Below are 12,428 nucleotides of genomic sequence, written 5' to 3'. Positions count from 1 at the left end.
GAGACAGGGACGTGACCAGGAGTGTAACGAAGCTGTGTCGCGCAGCGCTTGATTTGTGGCAAAGCGGCGGGCAGACTGGTTGCATGAACATGGAAGCACCCCTTCCCTTTCCGGCGGGTGGCAAAGAGCCGGAGATCATCGCCTTTCAGCGGCAGGAACTCTCTGTAATCCTGAGGCTTTACGGAATGATGGTGGCTGCAGGCGAATGGCGGGATTACGGCATTTCGCATGGGCGGGAGGTGGCGGTTTTCTCCGTCTTCCGCCGCAGCGCCGAGACCCCGCTTTACCGCATCGAGAAGCGCCCGAAACTGCGGCTGAAGCAGGGGATCTATGCCGTGCTCGGCGAGGGAGGCCAGGTGCTGCGGCGCGGGCATGAGCTGGAGCAGGTGCTCAGGGTGCTTGAGCGCAAGCTGATTCGGCCGGTCGGCTGAGCGCGGCGGCCGGGTGGCACCTCTGCCATGTGACGGCGGATGCGCGGCGTAGTGTCGGTCGCTGCCAGCTTCCTGGTCTTGCCGCAGCAATGCCGGTGCCGCGACCGCGTCAGGCCATTCACGGCGTTACCTGGCAGGCCGGTCAGCGCGGGATTGTCTTCAGAATGCCCCTGGACCGATGATCCCGACCCTCGTTCTGATCTCGCGGGCGAGGACGTTGCGCGCCTCTTGCCGACACGCTTCAGGCCAGGCGTCAGGAAGGGGCTTTGGCCCGGCCATGCCTTGAGGCCTCGGCCAGGTGCGGGTGCCCGGATCTTGTGGCCAAGCGCAAGTGACCTGTGATGCAGCGGTCCTTGTGCGAGCATTTCCGGCACGTGCTGATCCCGGAGCGCCGCATTTTCAGGCCCTGCTTTTCGGATGTGGTACGCAATGCCAGGGCCTGCCCCGCCGGGCCAGATATCGAAGCCGCCGAAGCGGCCCTTGTCACAGGAAATGTGCATTTCTGCCTGGCTCAGGATGACCGCAGCGTGGCAACCAGGACGCCCGGTCCGCGCCGTGGCGAGGGAGGCCGGGCCCGCCCGCGCCGGGGTCATCTGAGAAGATACTGGCACCTCGAAGAGGGTTATATTCTGCAATCCAATCCCCCGGCCGATCAGGGAAAACGGTGATCTGACCCCGGCTGGCGCCTGTGATGAAACCGGCCATATGGCGCCGCCGAACCCCGCAAAAGCCTGCCATATACTGGGATATTAACGCAGCCCCGGCGGAAAGGCTTCGGGGGCCGCCTTAGAAGCTCCGGAATATTTCCGCCAGGACGAATAGCCGCCGCGCAGTGCTTTGGCTGACGTTGCCGTCAGGGGCGGCGGCGGGCGGTGAGCTCGCCGCCGTAATGGGACTGAATTCTGGCGATGGCGGCCGCGAGGTCTTCATAAGCCACCGACATCGTATAGCCATTGGCGTGGATCAGCCGGGTCGGGCTTTCCATCAGCGCGACATGGCCTTTCCAGAACAGCAGGTCTCCGCGTTGCAGGGAGGCGCTGTCGGGGATGGCCTGACCGATGCTCTGTTGCAGATCGCTGTCGCCGGGGCAGGCGAGGCCGGCGGCATGGAAGGCCAGTTGCACAAGGCCCGAGCAATCGACGCCGGCGGCGGAATTGCCGCCCCAGAGATAGGGGGCGTGGAGGAGGGATTGCGCGACCGTGACCGGATCCGGCGCCGCCTGGTTAAGGGGCGCGAGATGGGATTTCGCAAGAAAGCCATCGGGGGTCTCCGCCCAGGGGCCGGTTTCGCCGGTCACCGTGACGCGGGCATTCAGCCAAAGGGGCATCAGCGGCGGGGCCTGGACGCGGGGCTCGGGGTAGAGATGGGTGGCGGGCGTTTTGACACAGTGCGAGGCCGCGCGGGGCGGGGCGAGGCTGGTTTCCGCCACCCAGCCACAATAGCCGTCTTTCGCAGCCATCACGAAGATATGGCCCTCCCGCCGGTCGATCGCTGTGACCTCATCGCCAAAGACCAGCTGCCGGTCGATCGCCCCCGCCGGTGCGGCCAGCAGCGGCGCCAGCGGGGTGCTGATGCGCGCAGGCTCCCCCTCGGTCAGGGGAACATCAGCGATCCGCCCCCGCAGCGAGATATGACCGATGCGGCCGGAAAACGGAGTCAGCCGGCGGTCCATATCAGTGGCCATCCTTAAAGCCCCAGGATTTCGGGCAAGGCGTTCAGGATCGCCCGCGCCCCCTGGCCCGCACCGCCTTTGGGCCGCGCCGGCGCGTCAGAGGGCGTATGGCCGTAGATGTCGAAATGCATATAGCGCGGGTGATCGGCAAAACGGCGCAGAAAAAGTGCCGCCGTGATCGCCCCGGCAAAGCCGAAACCGGGCGCATTGTCGAGATCAGCGATCCCGGGTTCGATCACCGGCTCGTAAGCCTCGTGGAAGGGCAGCCGCCAGACCGGGTCGAAGCCGGATTTCGCGCCGCGCTCCAGGGCTGCGGCCATCGCATCATCCTGCGCCCAATAGGGGGCGAGATCGGGGCCGACCGCGATCCGCGCCGCGCCGGTCAGCGTCGCCATGGTGATCAGCGCATCCGTCTCTTCCTCGGTCGCAAAGGCCAGGGCGTCGGCGAGCACGAGGCGGCCTTCAGCATCGGTGTCATTGATCTCGACCGTCAGCCCCTTGCGGCTGGTCACGATGTCTTTCGGCTTTTGCGCATTGCCCGCGATCACGTTTTCCACCGCCGGCACCAGCAGCCGCAGGCGGATCGGCAGGTTCAGCGCCATGATCATCTTTGCAAGGCCCATGGTGGTGGCGGCACCCCCCATGTCCTTTTTCATCAGGAGCATGCCGTTTGGCGGTTTGATATCGAGGCCGCCCGTGTCGAAACAGACGCCCTTTCCGACCAGGGTGAGGCGCGGGCCTGTACTGCCCCAGCGAAGGTCAAGCAGGCGCGGCGCGCGCGGGCTGGCCTGGCCAACCGCATGAATCAGCGGAAAATTCTGCGTGATCAGATCATCACCCCGGATCACCTGCGTGGTGGCGCCATGTTCAGCCGCGAGCGCGAGGAAGGCGCTTTCCAGCTCGTCCGGGCCCATATCGCGGGCAGGGGTGTTGATCAGATCACGGGTGAGGAATTCGCCCGCCGCCATCGCCTCGATCCGCCGCGCATTGACGCCGTCGGGCACGACGAGTTGCGCAGGCCGCGCCGTGGGTTTGCCGGGGCGGTAGCGGTCGAACCGGTACGAGGCCAGGAGCCAGCCGAGCGCCGCCTCGGAGGCGAGATCGGCGGCGAGATCGGTCGCGAAATGCCAGGTGGTGTCCTCGGGAAGTGCGCTTGCGGCTTTGGCCAGCACAAAGCGCTGCCGGGCCCGGGCGCGGTCTGTGCCCAGCCCCGCCACCGCGCCCTGGATGCCATCGCCCCCCGGGAGGAGGCGCAGCTCGCCCGCTGCCGCCTCAAAGCCGCTCGCCCGCAGCCAGGGCGCGAATTTGGCGCCTTTTCCGGCCAGAAATTCCGGCAGGCCGGCAGGGGTGACGATATAGAGCGGCAGCGACTCCCCGCCTGGTTCGAGGAAACGGGGCTCTGCTCGGGTCTGCTCTGACATGATCGGGTCCGGTTATATGTCGGCGCGGGGCAAAGCCCTGCGCGCGCGGTCAGTGATCGCGCGAGCCTGGCCTGGCCGGCTTCCGGCTGCAAGGGGCGCTCGCGGGAGGTGGTCGCACCGGGCGGCCCCGGGACCTTTGCCCGCCCTCAGCAGGGGTCATACCGAACCACCGGCGAATTCCGGATCCGGGTTAAGCGAGCGCCGCGCGATCCGCAAAATCCGCGCCCAGATCGCGGCGAAAGCCGTGCCATCGCCCCGCTGCAGACAAAAGCGGGCATCCGAGGCCGCGCGTTCCAGGCTCTGCATGCCAAGGTTTTCCGCCATGACGCGGAGTTTTTGCAGATGCCGGTCCGCGCTTTGCAATTCGTGATCGCGGATCTGGCTGGCCAGCCCCGCCAGCACCAGCGCCAGCTCTCCCAGAGCGCGGCTTACGACCTGATCGGCCGCAGCCGTGCCGAGGCTGCGATAGATCGATGCGATGACTTCGCCATCCTGCAATATCCGCTCCTGCGGATGCAGTATCTGTATGGTCCCCATTGCCTTACCCCGTGGCCCCACCAGGCCAAACCCCCAAAACCACCGCCGGAGCAATCGCAACCCGGCCCGCCCGCCGGCATTGAGCGCCGCAGGACGGGCCGGAAACGCGCGCCGCCCCGGCGGAAATTTCCCATTACCCACAGAGATCATTGCGGTGATTTGCTTTCGGCTTTGCTAAACATGCCGGGCGCGTATCGGTTTTGTGGCGATTTTGCCCCTCGCAATTTCTGCAAATGCGAAGTAACCAGAGCAACCAAGGAGCAAGCCCATGATCCAGGCCCGCATTCTTCCGCAGTACCTTGTCCAGCGCTTTCACGGCTGGCGCGCGACCAGCTATCAGAACAACCGGGCGTGGTATCGCCGCCTTGCGGAAAGCGGTCAGCACCCGCGCGCCATGGTGATTTCCTGCTGCGACAGCCGCGTGCATGTCACCTCGATCTTCGGCGCGGATGAGGGGGAGTTCTTCATTCACCGCAATATCGCGGGCCTCGTGCCGCCCTATACGCCGGACGGCAAGAATCACGGCACCTCGGCGGCGGTGGAATATGCGGTGACCGCGCTGAAGGTCGCGCATATCCTGGTGGTCGGCCATTCGAATTGCGGTGGCGTCAAAGGCTGCCATGACATGTGCACCGGCCATGCGCCTGAGCTGGAAGAAAAGACCAGTTTCGTCGGCCGCTGGATGGATATTCTGCGCCCCGGCTTCGAGAAAGTCGCCCATCTGCCCGAGGATGTGATCCTGCCCGCGCTTGAGAAAGAGGCGGTGCTGGTCAGCCTTGAAAACCTGATGACCTTCCCCTTCGTGAAAAACGCGGTCGAAAATGACATGCTGACGCTGCATGGCATGTGGAACAACACCGGCGAGGGCGAACTGGAACAGTTTGATCCAGAAAAGGGCGTATTCGTTCCCGTCTGAGCGGTTTCAGACGGGTCGGCCTGTCAGCAGTTTCGGAAGCTCGCCGCTCAACCCCGCCGCCTGGCGGATGAAACGGCGTCTGAGGCCAGGCGCTGCATTGACCGCGCCGAGGCCCAGATCGCGGCCCAGCCGCAGGATCGGATTGTCGTTCGAGAACAGACGCGTCACCGCATCCATGCCAAGCGCCAGAAGCGTCGAATCAAACCGGCGCCAGCGCTGATATTCCTCCAGCGCGACACCGCCGCCGATGTCTTCGCCACGGCGCTGCGCCATGATCAGCACCTCGGCCAGGGCTGCCACATCGCGCAGGCCAAGGTTCAGCCCCTGGCCGGCCACCGGATGGACACCATGCGCCGCGTCGCCGACCAGCGCGATGCGATCCGCCACGAAATGCTCGGCCAGTGACAGTGACAGCGGATAGGTGAACCGTGCCCCTGCCAGGCTGAGCTCGCCAAGGAAATCGCCGAAACGGGGCTTCAGCGCGGTCAGGAAATCCGCGTCATCCAGCGCGGCGATCCGGGCGGCAAGCCCGCTCTCCTCGCTCCAGACGATCGAGGAGTGGTGACCGCCCGCAAGCGGCAGGATCGCCAGCGGCCCGCCCGGCATGAAAAATTGCTGCGCGCAGCCCTGGTGATGGATCTCATGGTGGACTGCTGTCACCAAAGCGGTCTGACCGTAGCCTGCGCTCAGCCGGCGGATGCCCGCCCGCGCCGCCACGCCTGATCCGCGCCCGTCACAGCCCACGAGCAGCCGCGCCGCCAGCGCCTCGCCCGATGCGAGCGTCACTCCGACCCCTGCCGCACCCGGTGCCTGGCCGCTGACCGTCTCGCCCGAGATCAGCGTGACCCCCGGCGTCTCGCGCATCGCGTCAAGAAAGGCCGCATAAAGAAAACGGTCCTCAAGCATAAAGCCCATCGGGCCTTCTTCGATCTCATCCGCATCGAAGTTCAGAAAAAACGGCGCGGGGCCTTCGCCTGGCCGCCCGTCGCTGGCTTTGATGCGGTGGATTGGCTGCGATTTATCAGCGACCTGATCCCAGATCCCGATGGCGCTCAGCAGCCGTTTCGAGGCGATGGAGAGCGCATAGGCGCGGCCGTCGAACCCGGCTTCGGCGCGCGCCGGCGCCGGGCGCTGATCGACCACCGTGACCGAAAGCCCGCCTTGCGCCAAAGCCAGCGCCAGCGCCGGCCCGTTCAGCCCGCCGCCCGCAATCAGCACATCGCTGTGTTGGTTCCGCTTCGTCATAGGGCATGGCTAGACCCGGCGCGGCGGTTTGTCCATGCGCGGGATTGTCGCCCGCGCGACATGTCGCTAGCGTCGGCGCGAATGGTGGCGAGACTGGCGGAGAGACGGGCGATATGAGCGGTATCTGGTTCAATATGACGGCGGCGGATCTCGGGCGCAGCATCGGCGATGGCCGTATCCATCCGGTCGAACTGGCCGAGGCTTTCCTCGATCAGATCGCGAACCACCCGCTGTCTAAGCGCATCTATGCCCGCGCGACCGAGGCGCGGGCCCGTGCCGAGGCGGTAGGTGCCGCCGACCGCGCGCGGACCGGATTTCGCAAGGGGCCGCTTGACGGGGTGCCGGTCAGCTGGAAGGATAATTTTGACAGCACCGGCACAGCGACCGAAGCCGGATCGGCGCTGCTGCGCGGCCGGGTGCCGGAGCGTGACGCTGAAACCCTTGAAATGGCGACGCTTTCCGGGCTGGTCTGTCTGGGCAAGACCCATATGTCGGAACTGGCTTTTTCCGGTCTGGGGCTGAACCCGGTCACTGCGACGCCGCCTTGCCTGAATGACGAACGCGCCGTGCCGGGGGGCTCGTCTTCGGGGGCGGCGGCTTCGGTGGCTTTCGGGCTGGCACCGGCGGCGATCGGCTCGGATACCGGCGGATCGGTGCGGATCCCGGCGGCCTGGAATGATCTGACGGGGCTGAAAACCAGTCCGGGCCGGCTCTCGGGCCGGGGCGTGGTGCCTTTATGCGAGCGGTTCGACACGGTCGGCCCGCTGGCCCATTCGGTCGAGGATTGCGCGCTGCTGCTTGCCGCGCTGGAAGGGCGGCGCGCCCCCGATCTGACCGGCAGCGCGGTCGCCGGCATGCGCTTTGCGGTCCTGGAGACGGTGGCGCTGGACGATCTGCGCGAGGCCCCGGCCAGGGGGTTCCAGGACGCCTGTGCGTCGCTGACCCGGGCGCGCGCGCGGGTTGAGCGGGTGGCTCTGCCCGAGCTGAAAGAGGCGATGGCGCTTTCGGGCATTTTGTTCACCGGCGAGGCCTGGGGGATCTGGCGCGAGACCATCGAGGCGGCGCCTGGCAAGATGTATGCGCCGATCCTCGAGCGTTTCCGGTCGGGCGCTGCCATCACGGCGGCAGAGTATGTCGCGGCCTGGCGGCGGCTGGAAGAGATCCGCGCGCTCTGGCGCGACCGGATGGCGGGCTATGACGCGATCCTGACGCCCACCGCGCCGATCCTGCCGCCCGATGCGGAACGGCTGCAATCTGACCGCGATTATTACATCGGCGAGAACCTGCTGGCGCTCAGGAACACAAGGATCGGCAATCTGATGGGGCTTGCCGCGCTGACGCTCCCGACCTCGCAACCCTCTTGCGGCATTCAGTTTCTGGGCACCGCCATGGGCGAGGACCGGCTTCTCAGGGTAGGCTCGGCGGCAGAGCGCGCATTGGGCTGAACCGTGCCGGCAGTTTCACGGGCATAAAAGCCACAATCGATGCCCTTAACCCCCTGGGGATGGTTGATAAATTCTGGACCGCCGCAGGATAGGGCGTTATGCTGACCGTCAAACGGGGCGATCAACGACCCTGGTCAGAGGCAGTCTATGGCATTCCCTGAGCGGTTTTCGAACCTGCCGGATTACGCGTTTCCGCGCCTGCGGAACCTTCTCGATGCGCACGCTCCGGGCGGCGAACCGATTGCCATGTCCATCGGCGAGCCGAAGCATCCGATGCCCGATTTCGTCGCCGGGATCCTCGCGGCGAACGTCGGGGGGTTTGCAGTCTATCCGCCGAATGACGGAACGCCTGGGCTGCTCGATGCGATTTCCGGCTGGATCCTGCGCCGCTACGGCGTTGAAATTACTGAAAACCGGCTGATGGCGCTGAACGGCACGCGGGAAGGGCTGTTCAATGCGGCCCTGGCGCTGGCGCCCGAAATGAAGCACGGCAAGCGCCCCGTGGTGTTGATGCCGAACCCGTTCTACCAGGTTTACGCCGTGGCCGCGCTGGCTGCGGGTGCCGAGCCGGTCTATGTGCCCGCCACCGCCGCTACGGGCTTTCTGCCTGATTATGCGGCACTTCCGGCCGAGGTTCTGGACCGCGCCGTTCTGGCCTGGATCTGTTCGCCCGCCAATCCGCAGGGCGCCGTGGCGCCGCGTGACTATCTCGCGGATCTGCTCGACCTGGCCGAGAAACACGATTTACGCCTCTTCGCCGATGAATGCTATTCCGAGATCTGGCGCGAGGCCCCGCCCCCGGGTCTCCTGGATGTGGCCGGTCAGAAGGGCGCCGATCCCGAGAAATACGCGGTCTTCCATTCGCTTTCCAAACGCTCGAACATGCCCGGGCTGCGCTCGGGTTTTGTCGCGACCGGCCCGGAGTCGATGGCGCGGATCCGCCGGTTGCGGTCTTTCGCCGGGGCGCCCTTGCCGCTGCCCTTGCAGATGGTGGCCGAGGCCTGCTGGCGCGATGAGGCGCATGTCGCCGCGAGCCTTGCGCTTTACCAGAATAAATACCGCATGGCTGCCGAGGTCTTCGCTGGCCATCAGGGCTTCCGGCTGCCTGATGGTGGCATGTTCCTTTGGCTGCCCGTGCAGGACGGCGAGGCGGCGACCCTGAAGCTCTGGCAACAGACCGGGGTGCGGGTGCTGCCCGGGGAATATCTCTCGCGTGATGTCGCGGGCGAAAACCCGGGCAAGGGCTATGTAAGAGTGGCGCTTGTTGCGCCCGAAGAAGAAACGCGGCGCGGGCTGGTTCAGCTTCGTGACTGCCTGTTCGGTTGAGGGGACGGCTAAAGCATGGCGAGCTTTCAGATGAGACAGCGAGACCCCCTTCTCGATCAGGGCACCCAGGCAATGCTGGAGCGTCGTGGCCGCGAGCTGATCGGCATCGCGCTGGTCGTGACCGCTTTTCTGGTCATGCTGATGCTGTCGAGCTATTCGCCTGAGGATCCGGGCTGGATGGTTTCCACCCAGGAGCCGGCGCGCAATATTCTGGGCCGTTTCGGGGCGGCTGTGGCGTCGACCCTGACGATCCTGATCGGGCAGGGCGCATGGTCGATCCCGCTGATCCTTGGCCTTTGGGGCGGGCGCTTTATCCTGCATTGCGGCGCGGACCGGGTGATCGGCCGCATCGTCTTTGCGGTGGGCGGTGTGGCGCTGGCCTCGGCCTGGGCCTCTACCCTGACCGTGCCGGCCGGCTGGCCGCATTCCTTTGGCTATGGCGGGCTTTTCGGCGATACCGTGGTCGGCGCCCTGGTCGGCATCGTGCCCGGCTCAATTGAGTTTTCGCTGCGCGTGGTGTCTTTCCTCAGCTTCTTTGGTCTGATCGCGGCGCTTTTGTTCGTGACCGGCTTCAGCCGGGCCGAGCTGGTGACGATCCGCCTCGTACTGATGCATGGCTCGGTCATGCTCTATTCGATGCTGATGCAGCTGATGGGCAAGGGGGCGTCGGGGGCGCTGGACCGGGCGCGCCATGTGGCGGGCGATATGATGGAACGCCGCCGGATGGCAAAAGAGGTGCCGGTATCGCCGCGCCATGAGCCCCGGCACGAGCCGCGCCAGGCGGCACAAGGTTCGGCCTACGGTGCGCCGCAGCCGATGCAGAGCCGCAATTCCGTGGTGCGCCGCGCCGATGTTGCCCGTTCCGATACCGCCCGGGCTGATATTGCCCGAGCTGATATCGCCCGTGCGGAACCCGCGATGATCGCCGATCCGGAACCGGCGCCGCTGGCGGCGGGTGCGGCCTGGAACGCGCCTGCGACCCTGCGCGCGGATCAGCGTTATTCCGCGCCGGTTGCGCCGGTCCAGGAAATGCCGAAGGAAAAGCTGGGCTTTCTCGCCCGGATGCGCCGCGTGGTCGATCCCGAGCCTGAACTGGTCGAACCGCATCTCCCAGCCGAGCAATATGACATCGCCGCCCCTGGCGATGACCGTATCCGCGCGCGGATTTCCGATGCGATCCGGGCGCGCGCCCGTGGAACTGCCGGAAGTGCCGCGGCTGTCCCTGCCGGGCCGCCGATGACCCCGTTGCAAGCTGCGATTGCCGCGCGCCGGGCCGAGCCGCCGATGCTGCGCCCGCGCCGTCCGGCACCGCTGATCGCCGACACCCGCCCGCGTGTCATGCAAAACATGTCCGAGCCGCCGCTCACCGCCTCTCAGGCGCTGGCTCAGGCGGGTGAGATGGAAGAGACCGATGCTCTGGCCTGGGATGAGGCGGTTGCAAACGGCTACGACTATTCCGACGAATATCGCGCTTACGGTCAGGACGAATTCGGTAACGAATTCAGCGATGATGAAGCCTGGAGCGAGGAGAGCTGGGAAGAAGAGGCGCCTGCAATCGCACCGGCTCTGCCCGCCGCTGGCCGTGCCGAGCCGCCTTTGATGGCGCGCCGCGTGGCTGCGCCCCAGGTTCCGGCACCTCAGGCATATGAGGCACCGGTTGATGACTGGCAGCCCGATGAGGATTATGAACCCGATTACGACCCGGCCCCGGTGGCCGCGCCGCGCCTTGCGCCGGTGCTGGATCGCCGCCCGATCGTGCAGGCGCCGGTGAAAAAAGCCGTGGTGCAGTCAAGCCGTGCCCAGGCCGAGGCGCAGCCCTCGCTGCGGTTTGACGAGACGCATCAGGATTTCGAACTGCCGCCGCTGGCTTTGCTGTCGGCGCCCTCGGGCACTTCCGGCCAGCAGCTTTCCGATGAGGCGCTGGAAGAAAACGCCCGCATGCTGGAATCGGTGCTGGATGATTACGGCGTCAAGGGCGAGATCGTTTCGGTCCGCCCCGGCCCGGTGGTCACCATGTATGAGCTGGAACCCGCGCCGGGCCTGAAGGCCAGCCGTGTGATCGGTCTGGCCGATGATATCGCGCGCTCGATGTCGGCTTTGTCGGCCCGGGTTTCCACCGTGCCGGGCCGCTCGGTCATCGGGATCGAGCTTCCGAATGCCTGCCGCGAGAAAGTCTTCCTGCGCGAGATCTTCGCCAGCCGCGAATTCGGTGACGGGCAGCAACGCCTGCCGCTGGCTTTGGGCAAAGACATTGGCGGCGCACCGATTGTGGCAAACCTCGCCAAGATGCCCCACCTCCTGATCGCCGGGACCACGGGTTCGGGGAAATCGGTCGCGATCAATACGATGATCCTGTCGCTCTTGTATAAGCTGACGCCGGATGAATGCCGGCTGATCATGATCGACCCGAAGATGCTGGAACTCTCGGTCTATGACGGCATCCCGCATCTCCTCAGCCCCGTTGTGACCGACCCGAAAAAGGCAGTCGTTGCACTGAAATGGGTCGTCGGCGAGATGGAAGAGCGCTATCGCCGCATGTCGAAAATGGGCGTGCGCAATATCGAGGGCTATAATGGCCGCGTCCGCGAGGCGCTGGCCAAGGGCGAGATGTTCAAGCGCACGATCCAGACCGGCTTTGACGATGAGACCGGCGATCCGGTGTTCGAGACCGACGAATTCGCGCCGCAGCCCTTCCCCTATATCGTCGTCGTCGTCGACGAGATGGCGGATCTGATGATGGTCGCGGGCAAAGAGATCGAAGCCTGTATCCAGCGCCTGGCGCAGATGGCGCGGGCATCCGGCATCCACCTGATCATGGCGACGCAGCGGCCGTCGGTGGACGTCATCACCGGCACGATCAAGGCGAACTTCCCGACCCGGATCTCCTTCCAGGTGACGTCGAAAATCGACAGCCGCACGATCCTTGGTGAGATGGGGGCCGAACAGCTGCTGGGCCAGGGCGACATGCTTTATATGGGCAATGGCCAGCGCATCTCGCGGATCCACGGCCCGTTTGTCTCGGATGAGGAAGTCGAGGAAATCGTCAACCACCTCAAGAGCTTTGGCCCGCCGACCTATATGTCGGGCGTGGTGGAAGGCCCGGATGAGGACAGCGCGTCGGATATCGATCAGGTGCTGGGCCTTGGCGGCAATACCGATGGCGAGGATGCGCTTTACGACCAGGCGGTGGCGATTGTTGCACGGGATCGCAAATGCTCGACCTCTTACATCCAGCGCAAACTGGGCATCGGCTATAACAAGGCGGCGCGACTGGTCGAGCAGATGGAAGAGAACAGCGTCGTGACGCCCGCAAACCATGTCGGCAAACGCGAGATCCTGATCCCCGAAACGTGAGCCTCGGCCCGGTCAGACCAAAACGCCGCGCAATCCCGCGCGGCGTTTTCATTTTCCCCACCGCTCGCCTGTATCAGAATA

General features: G+C 65.6%; 9 protein-coding genes. 5 read left to right on the top strand and 4 right to left on the bottom strand.

Going from position 1 to position 12,428, the window contains the following annotated elements; all coding sequences use genetic code 11:
- Positions 1-89 precede the first annotated feature (89 nt).
- Positions 90-431: a DUF2794 domain-containing protein gene (locus tag JC607_RS06025; RefSeq protein ID WP_370584758.1), complete on the top strand. Its 342-nt coding sequence runs from the start codon at positions 90-92 to the stop codon at positions 429-431.
- Positions 432-1,284: 853 nt separating this feature from the next.
- On the opposite strand, the gene JC607_RS06020 is transcribed toward JC607_RS06025, so the two are convergent.
- The 3 genes from JC607_RS06020 to JC607_RS06010 all read right to left on the bottom strand — a co-directional run bounded on the left by JC607_RS06020 (position 1,285) and on the right by JC607_RS06010 (position 4,022).
- Positions 1,285-2,103 (bottom strand): NlpC/P60 family protein, encoded by an 819-nt coding sequence (locus JC607_RS06020; RefSeq protein WP_198836044.1) that lies wholly within the window; start codon positions 2,101-2,103, stop codon positions 1,285-1,287.
- 14 nt (positions 2,104-2,117) lie between these two features.
- On the bottom strand, positions 2,118-3,524 hold the full coding sequence (locus tag JC607_RS06015) for a M17 family metallopeptidase (RefSeq protein ID WP_198836043.1): 1,407 nt from the start codon (positions 3,522-3,524) through the stop codon (positions 2,118-2,120).
- A gap of 156 nt (positions 3,525-3,680) precedes the next feature.
- A complete protein-coding gene (locus JC607_RS06010; RefSeq protein WP_233092700.1) occupies positions 3,681-4,022 on the bottom strand; it encodes a hypothetical protein in 342 nt (113 codons plus the stop codon).
- 307 nt (positions 4,023-4,329) lie between these two features.
- Here JC607_RS06010 and JC607_RS06005 point away from each other — a divergent pair, with 307 nt between their 5' ends.
- Positions 4,330-4,977, top strand: a complete 648-nt coding sequence (locus JC607_RS06005) for a carbonic anhydrase (RefSeq protein WP_092901157.1) — start codon at positions 4,330-4,332, stop codon at positions 4,975-4,977.
- Positions 4,978-4,983: 6 nt separating this feature from the next.
- Here JC607_RS06005 and JC607_RS06000 read toward each other — a convergent pair whose 3' ends face one another.
- Entirely contained in the window at positions 4,984-6,222 is a 1,239-nt protein-coding gene (locus JC607_RS06000) for an FAD-dependent monooxygenase (protein ID WP_198836041.1), read from the bottom strand.
- Between the two features lie 113 nt (positions 6,223-6,335).
- Between JC607_RS06000 and JC607_RS05995 the strand changes: the two genes are divergently transcribed.
- The 3 genes from JC607_RS05995 to JC607_RS05985 all read left to right on the top strand — a co-directional run bounded on the left by JC607_RS05995 (position 6,336) and on the right by JC607_RS05985 (position 12,347).
- Positions 6,336-7,667, top strand: a complete 1,332-nt coding sequence (locus JC607_RS05995; RefSeq protein ID WP_198836040.1) for an amidase — start codon at positions 6,336-6,338, stop codon at positions 7,665-7,667.
- A 147-nt stretch (positions 7,668-7,814) separates the two neighbouring features.
- Positions 7,815-8,993: an aminotransferase class I/II-fold pyridoxal phosphate-dependent enzyme gene (locus JC607_RS05990; protein WP_198836039.1), complete on the top strand. Its 1,179-nt coding sequence runs from the start codon at positions 7,815-7,817 to the stop codon at positions 8,991-8,993.
- Positions 8,994-9,008: 15 nt separating this feature from the next.
- Positions 9,009-12,347, top strand: coding sequence for a DNA translocase FtsK 4TM domain-containing protein (locus JC607_RS05985; RefSeq protein ID WP_198836038.1), 3,339 nt, complete (start codon positions 9,009-9,011; stop codon positions 12,345-12,347).
- The last annotated feature ends 81 nt before the right edge of the window (positions 12,348-12,428 follow it).

The organism is Paracoccus sp. IB05, from assembly GCF_016405985.1.
Lineage (GTDB): Bacteria > Pseudomonadota > Alphaproteobacteria > Rhodobacterales > Rhodobacteraceae > Pseudogemmobacter.
This window is presented reverse-complemented; position numbering and strand designations above follow the sequence as displayed.